Origin of the sequence: Sphingobacterium thalpophilum (assembly GCF_901482695.1) — a bacterium.
GTDB classification, from domain to species: domain Bacteria; phylum Bacteroidota; class Bacteroidia; order Sphingobacteriales; family Sphingobacteriaceae; genus Sphingobacterium; species Sphingobacterium thalpophilum.
Map to the genome: position 1 here is coordinate 1,952,481 of NZ_LR590484.1, position 23,019 is coordinate 1,975,499.

Annotated in this window: 19 protein-coding genes; 11 read left to right on the forward strand and 8 right to left on the reverse strand. The window is 43.8% G+C overall.

The window, feature by feature from the left end; all coding sequences use genetic code 11:
• Positions 1-145 precede the first annotated feature (145 nt).
• Both dcd and FGL37_RS08385 read left to right on the forward strand, forming a co-directional pair.
• Complete coding sequence (gene dcd / locus FGL37_RS08380) at positions 146-682, forward strand: dCTP deaminase (protein ID WP_028071011.1); 537 nt, start codon at positions 146-148, stop codon at positions 680-682.
• A complete protein-coding gene (locus FGL37_RS08385; RefSeq protein ID WP_081817933.1) occupies positions 682-1,791 on the forward strand; it encodes an MBL fold metallo-hydrolase in 1,110 nt (369 codons plus the stop codon). The genes dcd and FGL37_RS08385 overlap by 1 nt, the downstream gene beginning before the upstream one ends.
• Here FGL37_RS08385 and FGL37_RS08390 read toward each other — a convergent pair.
• Entirely contained in the window at positions 1,788-3,032 is a 1,245-nt protein-coding gene (locus tag FGL37_RS08390) for a glycosyltransferase (protein WP_028071013.1), read from the reverse strand. The two genes, FGL37_RS08385 and FGL37_RS08390, sit on opposite strands and share 4 nt — an antisense overlap.
• A gap of 121 nt (positions 3,033-3,153) precedes the next feature.
• Here FGL37_RS08390 and FGL37_RS08395 point away from each other — a divergent pair, with 121 nt between their 5' ends.
• The 5 genes from FGL37_RS08395 (at position 3,154) to FGL37_RS08415 (ending at position 9,460) form a co-directional block, all read left to right on the forward strand.
• Entirely contained in the window at positions 3,154-5,748 is a 2,595-nt protein-coding gene (locus FGL37_RS08395) for a phosphatidylglycerol lysyltransferase domain-containing protein (protein ID WP_028071014.1), read from the forward strand.
• Positions 5,749-5,849: 101 nt separating this feature from the next.
• Entirely contained in the window at positions 5,850-6,890 is a 1,041-nt protein-coding gene (locus FGL37_RS08400; protein WP_028071015.1) for an Atu2307/SP_0267 family LLM class monooxygenase, read from the forward strand.
• A gap of 69 nt (positions 6,891-6,959) precedes the next feature.
• Complete coding sequence (locus FGL37_RS08405; protein ID WP_028071016.1) at positions 6,960-7,541, forward strand: MiaE family protein; 582 nt, start codon at positions 6,960-6,962, stop codon at positions 7,539-7,541.
• 108 nt (positions 7,542-7,649) lie between these two features.
• Positions 7,650-8,717, forward strand: a complete 1,068-nt coding sequence (gene rlmN, locus FGL37_RS08410; RefSeq protein ID WP_028071017.1) for a dual-specificity RNA methyltransferase RlmN — start codon at positions 7,650-7,652, stop codon at positions 8,715-8,717.
• Between the two features lie 44 nt (positions 8,718-8,761).
• Positions 8,762-9,460: a ComF family protein gene (locus tag FGL37_RS08415; RefSeq protein WP_028071018.1), complete on the forward strand. Its 699-nt coding sequence runs from the start codon at positions 8,762-8,764 to the stop codon at positions 9,458-9,460.
• Between the two features lie 11 nt (positions 9,461-9,471).
• Here the strand turns inward: FGL37_RS08415 and FGL37_RS08420 are convergent, their stop codons facing one another.
• Positions 9,472-9,855 (reverse strand): VanZ family protein, encoded by a 384-nt coding sequence (locus FGL37_RS08420; protein WP_051607148.1) that lies wholly within the window; start codon positions 9,853-9,855, stop codon positions 9,472-9,474.
• Positions 9,856-10,010: 155 nt separating this feature from the next.
• Here FGL37_RS08420 and FGL37_RS08425 point away from each other — a divergent pair, with 155 nt between their 5' ends.
• The 3 genes from FGL37_RS08425 to FGL37_RS08435 all read left to right on the forward strand — a co-directional run bounded on the left by FGL37_RS08425 (position 10,011) and on the right by FGL37_RS08435 (position 14,573).
• Entirely contained in the window at positions 10,011-10,382 is a 372-nt protein-coding gene (locus tag FGL37_RS08425) for a PadR family transcriptional regulator (protein ID WP_028071020.1), read from the forward strand.
• A complete protein-coding gene (locus FGL37_RS08430) occupies positions 10,375-12,036 on the forward strand; it encodes a PspC domain-containing protein (RefSeq protein ID WP_051607149.1) in 1,662 nt (553 codons plus the stop codon). Before FGL37_RS08425 ends, FGL37_RS08430 begins: the two co-directional genes overlap by 8 nt.
• Positions 12,037-12,170: 134 nt before the next feature.
• Positions 12,171-14,573: an outer membrane beta-barrel family protein gene (locus FGL37_RS08435; RefSeq protein ID WP_028071021.1), complete on the forward strand. Its 2,403-nt coding sequence runs from the start codon at positions 12,171-12,173 to the stop codon at positions 14,571-14,573.
• Between the two features lie 54 nt (positions 14,574-14,627).
• On the opposite strand, the gene FGL37_RS08440 is transcribed toward FGL37_RS08435, so the two are convergent.
• A complete protein-coding gene (locus tag FGL37_RS08440) occupies positions 14,628-15,638 on the reverse strand; it encodes a LacI family DNA-binding transcriptional regulator (protein WP_028071022.1) in 1,011 nt (336 codons plus the stop codon).
• Between the two features lie 246 nt (positions 15,639-15,884).
• Here FGL37_RS08440 and FGL37_RS08445 point away from each other — a divergent pair, with 246 nt between their 5' ends.
• Positions 15,885-16,658, forward strand: a complete 774-nt coding sequence (locus FGL37_RS08445) for a rhamnogalacturonan acetylesterase (RefSeq protein ID WP_037533923.1) — start codon at positions 15,885-15,887, stop codon at positions 16,656-16,658.
• Between the two features lie 123 nt (positions 16,659-16,781).
• On the opposite strand, the gene FGL37_RS08450 is transcribed toward FGL37_RS08445, so the two are convergent.
• The 5 genes from FGL37_RS08450 to uxaC all read right to left on the reverse strand — a co-directional run bounded on the left by FGL37_RS08450 (position 16,782) and on the right by uxaC (position 23,013).
• Positions 16,782-18,401: an NADP-dependent glyceraldehyde-3-phosphate dehydrogenase gene (locus FGL37_RS08450; RefSeq protein WP_028071024.1), complete on the reverse strand. Its 1,620-nt coding sequence runs from the start codon at positions 18,399-18,401 to the stop codon at positions 16,782-16,784.
• 70 nt (positions 18,402-18,471) lie between these two features.
• Complete coding sequence (locus FGL37_RS08455; RefSeq protein ID WP_028071025.1) at positions 18,472-19,911, reverse strand: MFS transporter; 1,440 nt, start codon at positions 19,909-19,911, stop codon at positions 18,472-18,474.
• 24 nt (positions 19,912-19,935) lie between these two features.
• Positions 19,936-20,586, reverse strand: a complete 651-nt coding sequence (locus FGL37_RS08460) for a beta/alpha barrel domain-containing protein (protein ID WP_028071026.1) — start codon at positions 20,584-20,586, stop codon at positions 19,936-19,938.
• A complete protein-coding gene (locus FGL37_RS08465) occupies positions 20,583-21,608 on the reverse strand; it encodes a sugar kinase (protein WP_028071027.1) in 1,026 nt (341 codons plus the stop codon). The genes FGL37_RS08460 and FGL37_RS08465 overlap by 4 nt, the downstream gene beginning before the upstream one ends.
• A gap of 4 nt (positions 21,609-21,612) precedes the next feature.
• Positions 21,613-23,013, reverse strand: coding sequence for a glucuronate isomerase (gene uxaC, locus FGL37_RS08470; protein WP_028071028.1), 1,401 nt, complete (start codon positions 23,011-23,013; stop codon positions 21,613-21,615).
• Positions 23,014-23,019 lie beyond the last annotated feature (6 nt).

Here is a 23,019-nt window from a genome sequence, read left to right on the forward strand (position 1 = left end):
GGGAAGGGGATTCTGGCTGTAGAAGTGAACCTACCTGTCAGTGGAGACGGTTCATTTAAATAAAAAAATAACGTAAAAATTTGTGGGATAACTGTATTTTTGAATTTACATAGCGTTGCCTGATGCTCTCGCTATAAGAATACACATGATTTTATCGGACAAAAGAATTCTTGAAGAGATCGAAAATGGGAGTATTGTTATTCAGCCATTTGATCGTAAGTGCTTAGGGACCAATTCCTACGATGTACACTTGGGTAAATATTTAGCAACGTATGCGGATCGTGTACTTGATGCAAAGAAGCATAATGAAATCCGCCATTTCGAAATTCCGGAAGAGGGCTTTGTGTTGGAACCCAATACGCTATATTTAGGGGTAACGCTCGAATATACAGAGACACATAAGCATGTACCCTTTTTGGAGGGCAAGTCCAGTACCGGCCGCCTTGGGATTGATATTCATGCGACGGCAGGCAAAGGAGATGTTGGTTTCTGTAATACTTGGACGCTGGAGATCTCGGTGGCACAGCCGGTCAGGGTTTATGCCGGTATGCCAATTGGTCAGCTGATTTATTTTGCTGTAGAAGGCGAAATAGAGACTTTTTACAATACAAAAGGAAACGCCAAATATACCGGCAAGACCGTTCGCCCTGTGGAGTCCATGATGTGGAAGAATAATTTTTGATGAGAACTGTTGGATGGCTGATTTTAGGAATGCTACTGATCGTTCTGGTCAGTGGGCTCCTTTATTATTTTGTTCATCCGATGTTTGGCGGAAGTCCTACAGGTGCCCGGCTCGAACGGATGCGACGCTCACCACACTTTAAAAATGGGATCTTCCATAATCTGGAAATCACTCCAGCATTGAAGGAGGATGTGAATATGGCTTCTCTACTGTGGCATTTTCTATTTAATAAGAAACCCGGACTGAAGCCACAGGGGATAGTGCCAGCCGTAAAATGTGACCTTAAGAATCTGCCGTCTCGGGATCTTGTCGTGTGGTTTGGGCACTCATCTTATTTAATGAAGATTGACGGAAAACTTTTGTTGATCGATCCCGTATTCAGCGACAATGCGTCTCCTGTTCCCGGAAGTAACCGGGCCTTTAAATTGGCTGTGGATTATACCGCAGCTGATTTTCCGAAGATAGATTATCTATTGATATCTCATGACCATTACGACCATCTTGACTATGAAACAGTAATCAAACTGCGTGACAAGGTGGAACGGGTGATCTGCGGATTGGGTGTAGGAGCACATTTCGAAGCGTGGGGCTACAGTCCTGAACAGATTATTGAAGGGGACTGGTATGATCAGGTGGATCTTGACGCTGATGTTCGGCTGACCTTTACACCTGCGAGACATTTTTCGGGACGTAGATTTACTCGCAACAGTACATTGTGGACATCTTTTGTGCTACGTACTCCGCGATACAACCTGTTCCTTGGTGGAGATAGTGGCTATGGCAAGCATTTTAAGACGATCGGAGATAAGTTTGGACCTTTTGACCTGGCCATTCTGGAGAACGGTCAATATAACGATGCTTGGCATTATATTCATTCGTTGCCTGAGGAATGGGCCTTGGAAACAAAAGACCTGCAGGCAAAAGCCACAATGCCCGTGCACTCCTCGAAATTTGCGTTGGCCTTGCATGGATGGAAAGAACCCATGGAGAAGTTCTATGAAGTGGCAGAAAAGGAGCATAGCAGACTAATCACGCCCAAAATTGGGGAGCTTGTGGATTTAAGCCGATTAGATACCCTCTATGCCCCATGGTGGCGGGATGTCGACTAATTGTCCTGTTTATTTTTCTCCTGAATCCATAAGGACATATACTTGGTACTCTGCAAGGTATGGTGCAACAGTATCTGGCTAATGAAATTTTGCTGTCTATGTTTTTCTAATTGAACTTTCAATAGAGATAAGTTGGTCATGAAATCAGCTTGATATTTTTTCTTTTCATATCGCTCATTGATGATTTGTATCCCGTTGTTTTGCGCCTTTTCCCAAATAAGTGGATCAGTATATAGTTCTACTGTCTTTTGACAGAAGGCCTCGGGATCGTCTTCGATAAAGCCGTTCCAGGGAAGTGATCCGCTCATGGCTTCGGCGCCAACAGAGGTGGTCACAGAGGGTGTTCCGGTCTGCATTGCATCAATGAATTTACCTTTTACGCCTGCCCCAAACTGGATTGGCGCAATCAACACCCTGTAGTTGGCCATTGTGAGCTGTGCACATTCTGTCCGGCCTTTGACGTGAAAATTTTCCTTTGGATTGTCTAGTTGCAGGACTTTTTGTGTTGCGTAAGCACCGTAAATGTGGAGCTCAGCCTGTGGCAGCATGTTGCGTAGGCGTGGCCAAATCTGCGTTTTTAGATACTGGACGGTATGCCAGTTGGGCTCATGTATAAAATTGCCTATAAACAGCAGGTGTTTCCGAGCGGCAAAAGGCCGCCAGGAATGTACCTTAGTGCTTGTAATTTCTTCTTCGAGAAAGGGGAGATAATAGAGAATATTCGGCGATATATGAAATACTTCCGTGAGTATCTTCATCTCCGATTCAGAGATAATCAACGATAAGTCGGACCGCAGGATAGCAGCAATTTCCCGTTTTGCCGTATCCGTAAATAACTCATCGAATGAAAAATCACCTTTCTTTTTGACACAGCTATGCCGGGCCTGGCGTAGAAAATGCAGATCCTCGGTATCAAGGACACGGAGTGCCCCGGGACATTGCTGGGCCACGCGCCAGCCGTATTGTTCTTCAACCATAAAGCGGTCGAACACCACGATATCGGGCTGCAGGGTTGCAATAAAGCGGTCGAAGCTGTCGCTGTTCAATACAATAGGCTGCTCGCTAACGCCCAAGTCTGTTAAGATGGCACTATAGGGAGATTTCGCTGCGGCCGAAGCGAAGGTAATCTGGTAGGATTGTGCCCTGAATGTATCAATCATCTGCATCATGCGGAAACCTGCTGCAGATGATGCAGGCTCTGGCCATACCAACCCGATGAACAAGACCTTTTTCTCTTTCATGATGGAAAATTAGTGATAAATGTCAGAAGAATTGACGAAAACTTAACAATTTGTCATTTTCAAACGATTAGCTTTATCGGGTGTTTATACTAGATACGATGATTAGTCAATAAACAATGATATGGGTAGGAACTTCGTTCAACGCATTCGGCATTTTTCTCCAAAGACCTATTGGAAAGAGCTCATCGCTGTATTGGTCATTTTGTTGGCCATTGTCTTTCTTCGCAATGAACGGAAAGAACTGTCCGCGATCGTTCCGCAGCTGCGATCGGCAGATTTAACCTGGGTTCTGGTCGGCATGGGCATAACCATTTTATATGTTTTGTTGCAGGGGGTTATGTATGTGCAAAGCTTTAAAGCGATAGGCCTGCCCATTAATCTCCGTATTGCTATTGATCTGTTCTTAAAAAGGAATTTGCTCAGTGTATTTCTTCCGGCTGGAGGTATCAGTGCACTGGCTTATACCACGACACAACTAAGAAAGCAGAGCCTAAATACGACGCAGATCCACCAGGCGGGGGCATTATACGGCTACATCGGTCTGCTGACTGTTTTTATCATTGGGGTGCCGGTCATTCTATACACTGTCTGGAACAATAAGAATTTTGGGGATGCATGGATATCATTGCTGATTTTGGGACTGTTATTGGGCTTCGTCTTTTGGCTGGTATGGTCTTTTCGGACACATAAGGGCATTTATCAATGGATGGAATCTAAATTTCCGGCGGTGGCCTCCAACATCGACGAGATCTTTTCTGGTGAAATCAAATTGAAATACTTATTGACAACGATGGTCGCTTCGATGGTTGTCGAGTGCTGCGGCATAGCACATGCATTCGTCAGTATGTATGCCCTGGGACTGGATCATTCTTTTGAGGCTGCTGCGATTGCTTACACCGTTTCGGTCATATTGATGATCGTATCACCATTTTTGCGGGGGCTCGGAGCGGTAGAACTTACAATGCTGTATATTTTTAAGGCGTATGGTTATCCACAGACCGCGGCTTTAGGGATTACTGTGCTGTATCGGGTATTCGAATTCTGGCTACCTTTATTGCTAGGAATCATTGCGTTTTCCTGGAGAAGTAAAGAACTGCTGGCGCGTATTGGACCTGCATTGCTGATATTCTTCTTGGGAATGGTCAATGTGATATCGGTGCTCACACCGCCATTGGCTGACCGCATGAAACTGGACCGGTTTTATCTGCCCCTGGAGGCTATACACGCATCCAAATTTATGGTGCTCGTATTGGGCGTGGGCCTGCTGCTTACCGCCGCCTACCTCATTAAAGGTTTTCGCATTGCTTTCTGGGTAGCTTTAATCTTTAGTGCCCTTTCGTTTTTCGGGCATGTGCTTAAAGCATTGGATTATGAAGAGGCCTCAATAGCTCTACTAACGATGGTCTTGCTGGGGATCAATTATAAGCAATATCGCATCAAGAGTAATATCAGTTGGGTACGCATAGGATTTGTAACGTTTGCTGTCGCGCTGGCCGGTGTGTGCTTATTCGACGTACTCAGTTTTTATTTTATCGATAAACAACACTTCGGAGTGGATTTTACCTGGCGTCAGTCGATCTACCATACCGCGAGAAGCTTTCTATTATTTGCGGATGATGATTTAATGCCGCAGACTAGCTTCGGCCAGGAATTCTTGCGTATCACCAAAATATTAGGGATTTTTTGTTGGTTCATCCTGATTTACGCCTTGGCTCGTCCGCGGCTATTGCGCAACCAAGTGTCGGGTACCACGGAGCAGGAGCGTGCACAGGCGCTGCTGCAGGAGTTCGGCCGGTCGCCAATGGATTTTTTTAAGCTGTCGAAAGATAAAAGTCTTTTTTTCTCCGAGGTCTCTGAGGGTTTTACAGCGTACAGATTGGCCAATGAGTTCGCGATCGTACTGGACGAACCGGTGTGTGAGGAAGGGGATAAAGAGGAGCTCGTGCAGGAGTTTGATCGTTATTGCTATGCGAATGGGCTAAAGGCTGTCTATTATCGGGTCGATGAAAATAGTCTTGTGCATTTTTCGTCCCTGCGAAAAAAGAAAATTACGATTGGGCAGGAGGCGATTCTGGAGCTGGGTGCCTTTTCGCTGGAGGGCAAAGATCGTAAGTCGCTGCGTAATGGCCTCAATGCCATACAGAAAAAAGGTTATACAGCGAGCTTACTTCAGGCACCGCATACCTCATCGCTTTTGGAGCAGCTAAGGAAGGTTTCCGACGAATGGCTAAAGGAATTCAATAAAAAAGAGATGGTATTTTCTCAGGGTATGTTTAACACCGAGGAGCTCGCTTCGCAGGATATCCTCGTCCTGCGTGACGAACAAGGACAAATCGTAGCCTTTCTGAATATTATTCCAGATTATGTTAAAAATGAATGTACCTACGATATGATTCGCAAATCGTGTAAAGCTCCGGGCGGTAGTATGGATGCCCTGATCGTTGAGCTCATACGACACGCCAAGGCCGCGGGTTATCGTTACCTAAATCTGGGGATGGTGCCGATGGCCGGTTTGAACACAACGGATAGTCCTGCGGAAAAAATCATGAAATTTGCTTCTGACCGATTGGGAAATTTCAGACATTTCCACAGCTTACGCGACTTTAAGGAGAAATATGCGACGTACTGGGAGAATAAATATCTTATTTTTGATAACGACTTCGACTTGATACAGCTTCCCGCGGCTTTGACCAAAGTCATGAAACCCATTGATTAGTGCGAGCGTGTTAGGAGCAGCAGACCGTATTTCTTATCCTAGATCAATTTATTTGCTGAACGGAGGTACTATTTTTGAATGAGTTTTAAAATAAAAGACATATGGAATTAGGAATAGGTATGTTCGGAGATTCGCGGATCGATCCTGTGACAGGTCAGATACAGGCGGCGCAAGACCGGATGAGAGAAATAATTGAGGAAATCAAGCTGATGGATCAGGTTGGGCTGGATTTCTTTGGCATTGGCGAACACCACCGGCAGGATTATGCCGTTGCATCGCCCGAAATTGTTTTGGCAGCAGCATCGACCGTAACAAAACATATTAAGCTCGGCAGTGCCGTGTCGGTACTGAGTTCGGCTGATCCGGTCAAGTTATTTCAGGATTTTGCGACGGTTGATCTCCTTTCAGATGGCAGGGCGGAAATCATGGCTGGCCGCGGATCCTTTATTGAATCATTTCCTTTATTTGGTTACGATTTGAAAGACTATGCGGAGCTGTTCGAAGAAAAACTTGAACTTTTGCTGCGGTTGAATAAACAGCATCCGATTACATGGCGCGGCAACTTTAGGGCCCCTTTGATCAATCAGGAAATATATCCGAGACCGAAGAAGGGAGCGCTGCCTATTTGGGTTGCTGTAGGTGGGACGACTTCGTCGGTGATCCGTGCCGGAAAGCTGGGCTTGCCGGTCATGTTCGCGATCATCGGCGGTATGTATGAAAGCTTTGACCATTTATTTGAGATGTACCGCCAAGCATATGAAGACAATGGCCATGATATGGCTAAGTTTCAGGTCGGCGTCCATATGCATGCATTTTTTGGTGATGACAGTGCGAAGATTGCTGATTACTATTATCCGGTATACTCGGCACAGATGGACCGTATTGGAGCTAGCCGCGGCTGGCCTCCTTATCAGCGTACGCAATATGATTTTGGCAGATCGTCAAGAGGACACCTGATCGTCGGTGATGCAGCATATGCTATTGACAAAATCTTGCAAATACAGGAGAAATTTGGATTGACGCGGTTTTCTGCACATATGGATGTGGGGGCACCTTCCCACAAGGAAATGCTGCGGTCGATTGAAATTTATGGAGATAAAATAGCTCCAGCGGTTCGGAAAGCTCTCCAAAAGGATAACTAAAAGGTGGTAGCATTTTTTTTACGGACAGATATTGTCTACCTTTGCGAATAAAAACAGTTAAAAACTAAAATGCTTGGACTTAAGTTGTTGACAGATCCGCGATGGGCAAATATCGCAGAAGGGAATTTGGAAGAAATTTTGACCGATCATGCATGGTGTGAACAAAAGGCTGCTTCAAATGCAATATCTTTGATTACAAACAATTCAGAGCATGAAGATTTGGTTCATGAACTGACTGCCATAGCCATTGAAGAGATGGAGCATTTCAGGATGGTCATTGAGATCATCAAAGAACGTGGCTATACGCTGGGGCGCGAACGAAAGGATGACTATGTGGGGCAGTTGCTGAAATTTTCCAAAAAGGATGGTAGCCGGAATACCGCTTTTATTGACCGGTTGCTGTTCGCGGCGATGATCGAAGCGCGAAGCTGTGAACGGTTTAGGGTGCTGTCACAGAATATAAAAGATCAGGAACTGGCCAAGTTCTATTATGATCTCATGGTATCGGAGGCCAATCACTATACTACTTTCCTGAATTTTGCACGCAAATATACTGTGGATGTTGACGTGGAAAAACGCTGGAAGGAATGGTTGGATTTTGAAGGGCGGCTGATCCAGTCTTATGGAAATAAGGAGGCCATACATGGCTAACGAGTAGCTAATCTACCTATTTTAAAACATATACATAACAGTTGTCCCGTTCTATTTTCTTTAGAACGGGATTTTTTGTCGCTTAATTATTCGTATCTTTGTACCGTGATTGAAAAAAGTAAAATAATAGATATCAGGAGTTTGTCTTTGAGTCAGCTCAAAGATCAACTAACGGCGTTGGGTGAACAGGGCTTTCGTGCGAAGCAGATTTACGAGTGGATATGGGAGAAGTCTTGCATAGATTTTGATCAAATGAGCAATTTGAGCAAAGGCCTACGTGAAAAACTGAAAGCAAATTTTACGATTAACGCTGTAAAAGTCAAGGAATCACAGATCAGCTCGGACAAAACCATCAAAAGTAGCTTTAGGCTATATGACGGCAATATCATTGAGGGTGTGCTCATTCCGGCGCCTGAGCGCATGACGGCTTGTGTAAGTTCTCAGGTAGGCTGCAGTCTGACGTGTAAATTCTGTGCCACAGGATATATGGACCGCAAACGTAATCTGAATGCAGATGAAATCTACGATCAGGTAGTGCTGATCAGTAAGCAGGCTGAGGAGCATTACGGACAGCCGCTAACCAATATTGTGTATATGGGAATGGGTGAGCCGCTGCTTAACTATGCCAACATGATGAAGTCTGTAGAGCGTATCACTGCACCCGATGGACTCAATATGGCTGCCAAGCGGATTACGGTATCCACAGCCGGTATTGCCAAGATGATCAAAAAATTGGGGGATGATCAGGTCCGTTTTAATCTTGCCCTGTCTCTGCACGCCGCAAATGATAAGAAGCGTAATGAAATCATGCCTATCAATGAGCAGAATTCGCTCAAGTCACTGGCCGAAGCATTAAAATACTTTTATGCCAAGACAAAGAACCCGATCACCTTTGAGTATATTGTTTTCAACAATTTCAATGATGAACTCGAAGATGCACGGGAACTCGCCAAATTCTGTAAACATGTCCCCTGTAAAGTCAACCTGATTGAATATAATCCGATTGCATTGGCGGATTTTCTGAATGCAGAGGCAGACAAAATAGATATATTTGCCAACTATCTTAAAAGCCAGGGGATCGTTACGAATATCAGACGCAGCCGTGGTAAAGATATCGATGCTGCATGTGGACAGCTCGCTATAAAAGACAAGCAAAAGGAAAGCTCAAACGTCTAATTTACGATATTGTTTTATTATCTTTAGTTCAGGAGGTCACTAGTATGCCGTTTGATCTGAAGAGAATCTTAGGAGATTTTGTTGCTATCTTCTTTCCGAGGGAGTGTGCCTGTTGCGGATGTGTACTCAGGTATCAGGAAAAATTTATTTGCATCGCCTGTGATTTCCATCTTCCGTATACCAATTTTCACGAATATTCAGATAATGACACCGCCAGACAACTATGGGGAAAAGTACCGGTAGAAGAAGCCTGTTCATTTCTGATTTTACAGAAAGAAAGTCGTGTCGAACGGTTGATCTATCAGATAAAATACAACAATCAGCCTTTGTTAGCAGAGTATTTCGGATTTCAATATGGATTAAAATTGCTGGACTCGGCAAGCTATCAACATTTGGACGCTATTATCCCCATCCCTTTGCATCCGGGCAAACTCCGCAAAAGAGGATATAATCAGTCCAGTTATTTTGGCAGGGGCCTGTCCAGGGCTATGGGCATACCTTTGCAGGAGGACGCGCTCATCCGTAAAAAAGCAACCATCACGCAGACAGGGCAGGACCGCTTATCCCGGTACAAAAATGTGGAAGATGTTTTTGCTTGTGAGCATATGCCTGCCTTATATGGAAAACACATTTTACTTGTCGATGACGTATTGACGACGGGAGCCACGATCGTGTCTGCTGCACTTGCCATCCAACAAGCCTGGGCCTGTAAAGTCTCCGTAGCGACCTTGGCCCGTGCTTAACAATAGAATGATTATATTCTCCTATTGACGTAGTTCAGAAGGTAAGCGAAACCGGCCATCCCAATTCCCACGGAGTCAGCAAATAAATCCCACCAATCACCACTTCGATAGGTAAAAATGTATAGTTGCAGCAGCTCGGTTAATCCTGCAAATAGAAAACCCACAAAAGATACGATAAAAATGGGAGCCCAGCGGGTAGGTTTTCCACTAAATTGCCGAATAACGCCGTTGTACATCAGTGTACAGAATACGAAAAACATGCCGCAGTGGACCAGTTTATCCATCCCGGGATAGGAGGGGACTGACTCAAAGTCGTTGCCGGGAAGGGTACACAGAATGATAACAATAATGGCCCATATAAAACACCATTTATAGTCCAGTAGGATTTTAATCATAGGGGTAAATATCCTAAAAATTCTCGATAGAAAAGAAATTATTCTTTTTTATAAAAAATATATAGTTGAAAATCAATTGATTATGTCTTTGTGTTTGTTTTGTATGGTACTATGTATTGCATGGTACCATAAAATACATATATCTTTGTATTGTTATGATAGCTGAAAATACACAAATTCAGATGAGGAAGGGGATACTGGAGTATTGTATCCTTTCAATAATTTCTCGAGGAGAAATTTATGCCTCCGATATTATCAGCGAACTGAAGAAAGCCCAATTGTTGGTTGTAGAAGGAACACTATATCCGCTTTTGACCCGTCTCAAGAATAATGGCTTATTGAGCTATATATGGAAAGAGTCAACTTCAGGTCCGCCTAGAAAATATTATGAAATCACGCGGGAAGGATTAGAGGTCCTTGCGAAGTTAGATGTCACCTGGAATGAGCTCGTGTTTGCAGTAAACACGTCGCTGGCAGGTAGAAGTATGGATTCAACTAAACCAGTTAAAGATAATAACGATGAATAAGACAATAATTATCAATATAAACAGCATCGTCTTCCATATCGAGGAAGATGCTTATGAGGTCCTCCGGTCATACATGATTGATATCAAAAAGCACTTTGGACATTCAGAGGACAGCCGCGAGATTCTGGAAGATATTGAAAACCGCATATCTGAAATGTTTACGGAAAAAATTCAGGCCGGAAGTAAAGAAGTGCTGAATATGGATGATGTGAACGCTGTCATTGAGCAAATGGGTAGGGTGAGTGATTTTGAATCAGAGCAGCAAGATGATTATACCACCTATCAGGGGGAAGCAAATGCAGGAACCTATAAAGTGGGGAAAAAGCTGATGCGGGATCCTGACGATAAGGTATTCAGTGGGGTCTGTAGTGGATTAGGTCATTTCTTCGGTATTGAAGCCAAATGGGTGAGATTACTTTTTGTGTTGTTTGTATTGGTGGGTGGATCTGGCGTGCTGGTATACGTGATTCTCTGGATAGTAATGCCATTGGCCGTGACCAGGGCTGACAAAATGGAAATGCGGGGCGAAGCACCTAATATCCATAATTTCAAGCGTTCTTTTGATGAAGAGATGAGCGGTATGCGGGAAACATTTTCGCGGGGAGTAGACCGTACAGGAGATGGGGTCGCCAAGCTGCTGCAAATCATTGTTAAAGTAATTGGTGTATTTTTTGTCATTGTCGTCGGGCTGACGCTGATTGGGCTGATCATCGGACTCATTTTCTTTGCGCTGGCCATCGTGAATGTTATTCCAGATGTAATGGATGATTCGGGACCATTTTATTTGATGAATCCTAACGATGTGCCTTTTGCACTGATCGCGGGTTTCTTATCCGTTTTTATTCCTTTTGCAGGATTGTTTTATCTGCTTCTGCGTGTGCTTTTTGAGAAGAAGCCAATGAGCAATTATTTAACCACGGCACTATTTATTGTGTGGTTGGCGTCAACGGGGGCGCTCATTTATTATTCGACTTCTGTCGCGAAGGAATTCAGGGAATCAAGTACGATTGTGGAGGAAAAGCCTTTACAAAAGCGGGCGGTCTACTATCTGAATGAAAATGATGTGCGTGTAATCCGTTTAAAAAATGGCGTCAAAAGTAATATCGGATTAAAAAGCGAGAATCTATCTTCACATCTGAAACGCAATATCCGTATCCGCATAGAACGTATTGACTCGTTGCAGGAGCCCTATGTAAGATATGAATACTCGGCCAAAGGCAGTACATATAAAGCGGCTACAGATCGGGCTGCAAAAATAAACTATGCATTGAAACAGGACTCAAGTTCATTGGTTTTTGATAATGCATTTCAGTTGACCGAAGGTGAACGTTACCGCGATCAGGAAGTCAATGTTACCTTGTTTTTGCCAGTAGGCACAAGACTGGTGATCAATGATAGATTGGAGGACAAACTACGTGATATTTCCTTTTATGAGTGTCGTGACCGTTATAACCAGGACGTAAAAGAAGTTGAATTTGTGGTCACGTCTTTAGGATTAAAATGCGCTCTGCCACCTAAGGAGTCAACAGAAGAAGAGCATGATAATACCGATAGTAACGAAATCGTACTCAATGACACATCGATCGTCATTCGCAGGGACACGATTATCAATGTAAAGAAAAACGATGGCTCCCTTCAGATTAAAAAGAACTGATCCTAGCATTGTCTTCCGCTATAAAAACGCGGAAGACAACTAGAGGGTATAACAATAAACGATATTGGAATCAAGTCAGGTCGATCCAACGAACATCCTGATACTGGCTTCATAGCACTAACCTACTTATCTTAATGAAAAAATATTTTTATCTTTTACTACTAAATTTTTTGCTCGTTTCTTTCGTCCATGCGCAGGTAAAGATAACGGGAAAGGTGCAGTCAGAAGACAATGTGCCACTTCCGTTGGCCACGGCTTACCTGATGAAAGCCAATTCCACCGTTGTACTGAAAGCTGCTGTAACAAACGAAGCCGGCGAGTACCAATTTTCGGATGTAGCTGCCGGCAGTTATGTCGTTGATGCCAAGATGGTCGGGTATATAGCTGGTCGCAGCAATATTTTTGAGGTCGGCAAGTCTGATTATGCTGTAGCAACGATCAGTTTGCGCAGCGATAACCGTAAACTGGAGGAGGTGACGGTGGAAGGCAAGCGGCCTTTGGTTGAAAGCAAACCGGGGAAACTGATTTTAAATGTGGAGAATTCGCCCATTGCAGCTGGGAATAATGCTCTTGATATCGTCCAAAGGGCACCGGGTGTAAGCTTGGACAACAATAATAACCTGCAACTGATGGGGCAGTCTGGTGTCGCGGTGACGATAGATGGACGGCAAACGTACATGACCGGCGAGCAGTTGCTCAATTTTTTGAAAAGCACCGATGGTAACCAGATCAAATCAGTGGAAGTAATTACTAGCCGCTCAGCGAAGGACGATGCTGAGGGCGCAGTAGGCACCATCAATATCGTCCTTAAGAAGAATCGGATGGAGGGGTTTAATGGTACCTTCAATCTTACGGCGGGGCACGGCGAGAAGTTCAGAGGAAACAGCTCGCTGTCGTTAAATTATAAGAAGAACAATACGACATTATTTGGTTCCTACGCTTATTCAGATGAAAAAGCTTATCGCAAACTTGAAATCGACCGCGTCATACAGAACAGTGGTGAACAGAAGTATTTTGCGCAGAAGTCGGCGTTGGGTGAGGAAGAACGTAATCATTCGTATCGTTTTGGTATTGAGCAGAAAACATCCAGCCGAAATACATTGACGGTACAGTTTAACGGTGCGAACAACACGGAGTATAATGACAATAACAGCAGAACAAATATCGGCAGATCCTTCGTGGACTATGACACAGTGTTAGTCTCGGAATCTGATTTCAAAGAATTATTTGACCGTTATTCAGCCAATCTAAATAATGAATTCCGGATAGATTCCAACGGGCGAAAGCTGACCGTCGACCTGGACTGGAGTAAATTCAAGAGCAGCAAACGTGTAAACTATCTTAATCAATACGCTGATGTGGGGGGCAAGAAAGCTCCGGCAGAAGCTGAACGTAGTGGAATGCCAATCGGGATTGATATATATGTAGCAAAGTTGGACTATGAGCATCCTTTGTCGAAGAGCTCCAAGCTTGAAATGGGAACAAAATACTCTAATGTTAAATCTGATAATGACCTGCTGTTTGAGAAATTGGTGGACCAGGGCTGGGTAAATGATGTATCTCGTACCAATCATTTTGTGTATAAGGAGCAGATCGCGGCAGCGTATCTAGATTATAACAATAGCATTGGTAAGTGGTCTTTAAAAGCAGGGCTAAGGGGTGAGTATACGTTTTCGGATGGAAACTCCATCACGATGAGCAAACGTGTAAAACGAAACTATTTTGAACTTTTTCCCAATGCTAACCTCAGCTATTCGTTCAATGAGAAACACATCCTGTCGCTTGGTTATACCCGGAAGGTGACAAGACCTAATTATCGGCAATTGAACCCCTTTGACTATTATATAGACAAACTTACTTTTGAACGCGGAAATCCGTATTTAAATCCGCAGTTCTCCAATGAATTTTCATTGAGTTATACCTTATTACAACGTTATAACCTAACCTTGGGAATTAATGACGTAAAAGACGCCATTGTTGAGAGTATGGGGCAAGATTCAGTGGCTGGTACTACATGGGTCATCCGTGAGAACTTAGGCCGGAATCTGACCTCCTACCTAAATCTCAATATTCCGGTCACTGTCTCAAAACTGTGGAGCATGAACAACAATATAACTGGTATTTATTTTGACTTTGATGGTATGATAGCAGGGCTTCCGGTAAATCGGAAATCCTTTCTGGTCCAGGCCATGTCCATGCATAATCTTAAAATGAGCAAGAGCCTCTCCGCCAATGTCAATCTGCGCTATTTCTCACCATTCAAATATAATGTCTATGATCTGAAGAGCAGGTGGGATATGGAGGTTGGTATGACCAAAACGTTTAAGGAACGCAGTTCGCTCAAGTTGGCCGTTACCGATGTATTCAATACTGGAAATCAAAATCTAAGCACCAATTTTGGTCCTTTTGATTCCAGGATCAGACAACATCAAGACCGTCGGGTTGTGCGCCTGACTTACACCTATAAATTTGGTAATCTAAAGAATAATTATCGGAAGAAAGATACCAGCAACGAAGAAAAGGAACGGGCACAGTAACTGCTGTCATGGGTATAAAGACCGTAGGAAGATATCTTCTTACGGTCTTTCTTTTTAGTCGTTTTTGATTATTTCGGTCGGTAAAACCCGTGTTTCAAATTGCTCGTTCGGCGTTCGTTTTTCGATCAGCTGGATGAGGAGCTCGGTCGCTATTTTACCCATTTCAAAGGCGGGCTGCCGTATTGAGGTGACCTTAGCGGAGAACAGATCCACGACATTCGAGTTTGTGAATCCCGCAATAGCAATGTGTTGAAGATTGAGCTTGTCTTTCTTCTTTGCTACGTGCAAATAACCCGTTGTCAGCTTGTCGCCTGAAATAAATATCGCGTCAAAGCCTGTATGCATAAGTTCTTCTATGGCTGTCTCAATCTCATCCTGATGTAGCCCGCCGTACTGACAATATTTGACCAATGCCGGATCGAAATCGATATGGTTGGCCATTAAAGCCTTTTGGTACCCGTAAAGACGGTCCTTGGTAATCGACAAAGACTTTGAGCTCGTCAGGTGGGCTATCCGTTGTTTACCCTGTTTAATTAGGTGCTGGGTTGCATCGTATGCCCCTTGCTGATTATTCACAATAACCTTATAGGTGTCAAATTGTTGTGGTACCCGATCAAAAAACACGATCGGGAAACCGCGTTCCTGTAGTTTGTGCAGGTAGGAAATATCTTCGGTCTCTGAGGATAAAGCGATCAATAATCCGTCAATAGATCGAGATGTCAAATATTCCACGTTGAGACGCTCCCGTTCGGAAGACTCGTGTGTCTGGGAAATAATGATCTGAAAGTTTTTGTTATATGCAATGGATTCCGCTCCATCGATGACCTGGGAGAAGAAGTTATTGGCGATTTCGCTGACGATAATCCCGATTGAATGGCTGCGTCGTTCTTTTAAGCTTCTGGCAATCGGATTGGCGCGGTAATTTATTTTTTCGGCGTATTCCAATACAATCTTCTTCGTTTCAGGGCTTATTTCATAGCTGTCTCTTAGCGCTCTGGAAATCGTTGAAGTAGATAAATTAAGTGCTTTAGCAATATCTTTGATTGTATAGTTTTCAAATTTCATAACCGGCAAAATAGACTATAATATTAGCCAAAAAAAATCACAAAACCTAATTTTAACGACTGCTGCAATCGTTGCCGGCAACGATTGCATAAATTTTAACGGCTGTGTCATATGGACAAATCAGATATACTTTGTAAACTTGGCTGGAAACATAACCGATTAAACTATCCTTGTGATTTATCCCTAGGAGGCGTGATTACGAATGGATTATAGAAAACCTGAGCGTGTGCTCTAAAAGAATGTATTATGATGAAAAAAGAAATTCGTGTCTTTATTGTTGGCCTTTGCATAGCAATTCTCCTTTTCGCTTTCCGGCAAGATCGCCCACTGACTATCTATATTATTGGCGACTCGACGGCAGCTATTAAACAGGAGCGGGCTTTCCCCGAAACCGGATGGGGAATGGCTTTTGCGAAATTGGCTGACCAACACGTCAAGGTTGATAACCGGGCCCTGAACGGACGCAGCAGTAAATCCTTCAAACACGATGTCGGCAAGGACGGAAGTATCATGGATCATTGGACTCCAATTGTTGAGCATTTGCAGCATGGTGATTATGTATTCATCCAGTTTGGCCACAACGATGAGAAAATCAATAAGCCCAATGTGGGAACCTCTCTAGAGGAATTTGAACAGAACCTGACTTTCTACATCCAACAGACACGGGAAAAAGGCGCGATTCCTGTTCTTTTAACATCGATCGCCAGACGTAAATTTGAAGGTGGTAGCTTGGTCCCTACACATGGGGATTATCCCTCGATTATGAAAAAACTGGCTGAAAACTTGCATGTACATTGTATCGATATGGAAGAAAAAACATCCCGATTATTGTCATCTTACGGTGATGAAAAAAGTAAACCATTGTTTCTTCATGTGGAAAAGGGAAACCCAAACTATCCGGAAGGTAAACAGGATGACACCCATTTAAGCCCGATCGGTGCTTCGGCTGTTGCCAACTTGGTCGTAGAGGGGATAAAGGAACTGAAATTGCCAATTAGCAAGCATTTTGAGGCGCATTAATATTGCGGAATTAACGATCTTATACTCATCCATCGCAATTGCCAGCGTGCCGTTTAAAAACGAAACACCAGTTAATTGCAGACGCTGCAATTAACTGGTGTTTTTATAGGATATCGATCTTTTCTAGAAGATATATTTGGTGCTTAAGAAATTCGATTCATTTTCACTAACGATCTCGTTCAGCAGTTTTTTGTTTTCTTCTGTGAATTTTGTCGCAACTAACGAACGGATAGAGAATGAACGTAGCGCATCAACGACAGATAATGTACCTTCGGCACTGTCCTTCCTTCCTGTGAAAGGGAAAGTATCAGGGCCACGTTGGCATTGGCAATTGATGTTGACACGGCTCACCTGATTAACCAACGGATCGATCAAAGAAGATACCACCGCTGCGTTATTGCTGAAAATACTTACCTGCTGTCCGTGAGATGAACCGATTAGGTACTCGATAGGCTCTTCGAGATCATCAAAAGGGACTACCGGGATCACCGGACCAAACTGTTCTTCTCTGTAGAGCTTCATCTGGGAGTTGACCGGATAAACAATCGCCGGATAGAAGAAAGATTCGGCTACCTCGCCGCCATTTTCATTGATTACTTTGGCCCCATACGCTTTCGCATCTTCGATGCACTCCGTTAAGTATGCCGGCTTGTTAACTTCTGGGAGAGGAGTCAAGGATACCCCTTTTTCCCAAGGCATTCCATACTTAAGCTTTCCAACTTCGGCAGAAAGACGTTTTAAAAACTCTTGTGCCAAGCTGCGGTGTACATAGATAATTTTCAATGCCGTACAACGCTGGCCATTGAATGAAAGCGAACCCAATACTGTTTCGGAGACCGCTAAGTTCAGATCAGCATCTTTGGTGATAATAGCCGCATTTTTAGCATCCAGTCCAAGGATCGCACGTAGACGGTTTACCTTTGGATGCAATTTTTTGAGTTCGTCAGCTACACGGCTTGATCCAATCAGGGTAAGGACATTGATTTTTCCGGATTGCATCAAACTTGGAACAATCTTGTTTCCACGTCCATAGATCGTATTGACCACTCCTTTTGGAAAACTTGTTCTAAATGCTTCCAATAAAGGGTAGTGCAATAAGGTGCCATGTTTAGGCGGTTTAAATAGCATGGTATTACCCATGATCAATGCAGGGATGAGCGTCGTGAAAGTCTCATTTAGCGGATAATTGAACGGTCCCATACAAAGGACAACTCCCAGTGGTGACCTTCTGATCTGGGCAACGATGCCCTGTTCGATCTGAAAACGTGAAGAGTCACGGTCTATATCTTTCAATGCATCGATCGTCGCGTAGATATACTCAACAGTACGGTCAAACTCTTTTACCGAGTCTGCATACGACTTGCCAATTTCCCACATAATAAGCTTGACAACAATGTCTTTCTTGGCAATCATTTTTTGTGTAAAATTCTCCACACAAGCAATACGATCGGCAACGCTCATTGTTGGCCATTCTCCACGTCCATTGTCGTATGCTTTTACAGCAGCGTCTAAGGCTTCCATGGACTCTTTTTCAGTACAAACAGGGAAACTACCGATGCGCTTACGCTTCAGGCCGTCCTTCGTCTTCACACAAATCGGTGAAAAAACTTCGTTTACCTGACCCGCCCAAGAAATCATTTCTCCATTGGAAAGGAACTCTCTTTGATCGACCTGTTCGTCTAGTGTAAATTCTGCGGGAATGTCTTTCTCCTCGTAGAAGATACCTTCTAAGTTTAAGCTCATTGTTTTAAAAATGGTTTAGATTGATATTCATAAAGATATTGCTAATATAATACAATTTTTGCAATATTTGTTAATTTTTTATTAAAATTAGTTTAGGAACAAGGGCTTTCATTACCACCCATGCAATCAAGTATGCTAAAGCACAGAAAGAAAAGATAATAAAATACCCGGCTTCTTCGCCTTTAAAGCCCATAAATGTCATTTGTGTCTCTTTTGCATAATCAAACAGCCAGCCGGAGGTTTTGTTGATAATAAAAGCGCCTACACCGCCCGCGAGTCCGCCTATGCCTGTAACTGTTGCAATAGCCCGCTTCGGAAAAGAGTCTCCGATGGTGGAGAAAATGTTTGCCGACCAGGACTGATGTGCTGCACCCGCAAAGCCGATTAAAATCACCGGTATCCAGTATGAAATATGTCCGAGAGGCTGCGCAAATAGAACAACTAACGGCACAAATGCAAACAAAAGCATAGCTTTCATCCGCCCTTCATAAGCGTTCATCCCTTTTTTATCAACAAAATAGGTAGGGAGCCAGCCGCCGTAGATCGATAACATCGTGATGGCATAAAGGACAAAGATTGCGAGCTGCCCCTCGGTATCGGATGATTTAATGTCATAAACAGCGGAAAGGTAGGCGGGCATCCAAAATAGGAAGAACCACCAAACACCATCGGTCATGAATTTTCCGAATACAAAAGCCCAGGTCTGTTTGTATTTGAGGCACTCTGATATTGTGGTCCTTGGTTGTTTTGTTGCACCGGGGTGAGCAGCTTGCTCTTCGTGGTCATCTTGGTGGATATAAGCTAGCTCAGCAGCATTGACTTTGGGGTTGTCATGTGGTTTTTTGTACAGGAAAATCCAAAAACCCATCCAGACGAACCCCAGTGCACCGATAATAATGAATGACATTTCCCATCCCCAATGTGCAGCGATGACAGGTATTGTCAGTGGCGCTGCTAGTGCACCTATAGTCGCCCCGGAGTTGAAAATGCTAGTGGCCAGCGCGCGGTCTTTTTTCGGAAAATACTCGGCAGTCGCTTTGATGGCTGCCGGAAAGTTTCCAGCTTCCCCAACAGCAAGCACAAACCGTGCAAAGATAAACAGGTTGACGCTGACACTGATGACTAAGCCTGCATTGTTCACGTGAGAAATAGCCTCTTTTGCTCCTTCAAAACCAACAAACCATTCACCGGCGACAATTCCAGATGTTGCAATCCCACAAAAAGCGTGGATAATGGCGCCAACGGACCAAATTCCTATAGCCCATAAAAATCCTTTTTTGGTGTCCATCCAGTCCACAAAACGGCCTGCGAAAAGCATACTGATCGCATAGAAGATAGAAAATAAAGCCGTAATATTTCCATAATCGGTATTGGTCCAATGGAATTCCGGACTGATAAAATCCTTCCAGGTCAATGAAAGTACCTGGCGGTCCAGGTAATTGATCGTCGTAGCAAAAAATAGTAGCGAACATATTACCCAGCGGTAATTGCCCTTTTTCTCCGTGTTCATCATAATGGGTTTAATAGTTTATTTTTATTGTTGTCGTGCTTTTGAAACGAAGTCAAGTGCTTTCTTCGTGTTTTCGAATAATTGGGCTGTATCTTTAGGATCTATAAGCTTGCTACCCATGCCTACTGCACATACTCCGGATCTGAACCAAGCTTTCAGATTCTCCATCTCAATTTCCACGCCGCCAGTGGGCATAAACTTTTGGTCTTTAAAAAGCTCGCGGATGGAGCTCATAAATGCAGGGCCCAGGATATTGGCCGGGAACAATTTAATCAGGGCAGCGCCTTGTTGCTGCGCTGTATAGATTTCAGTCGGTGTCATACAGCCCGGAATCCATAATTTATGCTGCTCATGAACAAGAGAGCCAACCAGTGGATTTACAAGGGGTGCAACAATGAAATCTGCACCTACTTGAAGGAACTGCTGTGCGTCTTCCACAGATTTGATTGTCCCGATACCCAAGTAAAGGTCTTGCATTTCAGCATCTCTTACGGCGATTAGGTGCTCGAATACCTCAAGAGCTTCTGCGCCTCTATTGGTAAATTCAAATACACGTACGCCTGCTTGATACAGCGTGCGTAGAATAGCGGCACTTCTCTCTCTATCGTGATCGAAGAATAGCGGAAGTGTTCCCTGTTCAATGATTTTTTGTAGTACAATGTCTTTCAAACTCATGCTCTCATTCTTTTTTTTATATCTTCTACTGTGCTTGTGGTTGCATCGCTGGCAATAAATAGTTTATCGAATGCAGCAAGCGTTGCAAACTCCAGTGTTTCTTTTGGTGGCAGGTTGGAATATAAACCGTAAATTAATCCTGCCATAAAGCAGTCGCCACTTCCGACTTTGTCTAAAATATCCTCTGAGATATACTCTTTCGACCTGATCAGATTGTCCTTGTCAAACAATGTGGTATAATATCTGATGCCTTTGAGCTGATAGTCAAAGCGGAAGGTATTGGCTACATACTGGCAACGTGGATAGGTGGCAATGATTTCCTGGCTCGTTTCCAGGGCCTGTGTGAGCAAATTCTCATCCTTATAACCTGAGTCCTGTGTCAGGAACTGTCCGTCTAGCTTTGTGTCGAGCATCTGATGGGCAGCCCAGATATTGCCCATGATAAGGTTACAGTGTTTTGCTATCTCCGGCATCACTTCTTTTGGAGCTTTTCCATATTTCCACAGCTTGGACCGATAATTCAGATCCAGGGACACAAATATGCCCTTCTCTTGGGCGACCTGTACCGCCTCCAGGCAAAGGTCGGCGACCTCCTGGCTGATAGCTGGACAAATCGCAGAGAAATGGAACCATTTGACATCTGCAAACACCTGATGCCAATCGATACTGCCTACCTTCAGACTGGCAAAAGAAGAATGTGCCCGATCGTAAATCACGGCTGCGTTTTTGAGGTCCTTCCCCTTGGGCAGATAATATATTCCCAGTCGGTCTCCCGTCCATTGCATGGATGTTGTATCGATATTCTTCCGTTGCAGATACTGGTCGATGCTTTCACAAATGGCATTTTGAGGCACTGCTGATAAATAAGAGGATGGCACATTCCAAAGGGCGAGAGCAGTCGCCACATTCAGTTCTGCTCCCCCTACATAGAAAGGTAGTTGATGCTGTTCAATCCAGTTCTGTTCGATGTCGGGACAGATGCGCAACAGCAATTCGCCAAAGCTTAGTACTTTACCCTGCATTTTGTTAAAATTCAAAATATTCTCGTGCGTTATTATAACTGATGTCCTGTACGATTTTGCCTACCCATTCGATATCGTTCGGTATCTCGCCTCTTTCGATGTCCTGCCCGAAGATGTCACACAGCAATCTCCGGAAGTATTCATGTCTCGGGAACGAAAGGAAGCTTCGGGAATCAGTCAACATGCCGACAAGACGACTTAATAGCCCCATATTTGAAAGCGCGTTAATCTGCTTTGTCATACCATCTTTCTGATCCAAAAACCACCAAGCTGAGCCAAATTGAATTTTTCCTTTGATAGATCCATCGTTAAAGTTCCCAATCATGGTTGCAATGAGCTCATTGTCTGCCGGATTGAGGTTATACAAGATGGTCTTGGTTAGCTTATCCTGATTGTCTAATTTATTCAAAAATTTTGACAATGCGCGGGCCTGGCTAAAATCGCCGATCGAATCCCACCCTGTATCTGGCCCGATTAAGCGGTGCATACGCGCATTATTATTGCGCAATGCGCCCAGGTGATATTGTTGAACCCATCCTTTTTCGTGATCCCACTCTGCAAAATAGATCAGCATGGCGGATTTGAATTTCAGGTTTTCATCGAAGGAAATTTCTTTTTTTGACCGTATTTTGTCGAAAATCGAGGCAATTTCCTGTTCGGTATAATCTTCGGCGTAAATCTGCTCAAGGCCATGATCAGAAACACTACATCCATTGGCAGCGAAAAAGTCATGTCTGGCTTTCAATGCGCGCAGATAATCTCCTAAGCTGTGGATGGTCACGTTACAGACTTCTTCCAGTTTGTCGATATATTGGTTCAGCGCGACCAGGTCATCGGCGTTCATGGCTTTGTCGGGACGAAACGCCGGAAGCATTTTGAAGGACTCGTTTTCTCCGGCGAATTGTTGATGGAATTCCAAACTATCAATAGGATCGTCCGTAGTACAGACTACTTCAACATTCATCATTTTCAATAATCCGCGTACAGAATGGCTGTCTTGCTGTAGGAGCTGACCGGTATCCGCATATATTTTAGCGGCTGTTTTCGGAGAAAGTAAGTCCGTTATGCCAAAATAGCGTTGGAGCTCAAGGTGCGTCCAGTGATGTAGCGGGTTGCGTAATGTATAAGGCACTGTTTCTGCCCATTTCATGAATTTTTCTTCGTCTGAGGCATCGCCCGTAATATACCGTTCATTCACACCATTGGCGCGCATCGCCCGCCATTTATAATGATCACCATGGAGCCAGACCTGACTGATATTTTCAAATTTAATATCATTGGCGATCTGCTCCGGAATCAGATGATTATGATAGTCGATAATGGGTAGCTGTTTTGAATAATTGTGGTACAGCACTTCTGCTGTTTTTGAGTTTAATAAAAAGTTTTCGTCTAAGAATGCTTTCATACTATA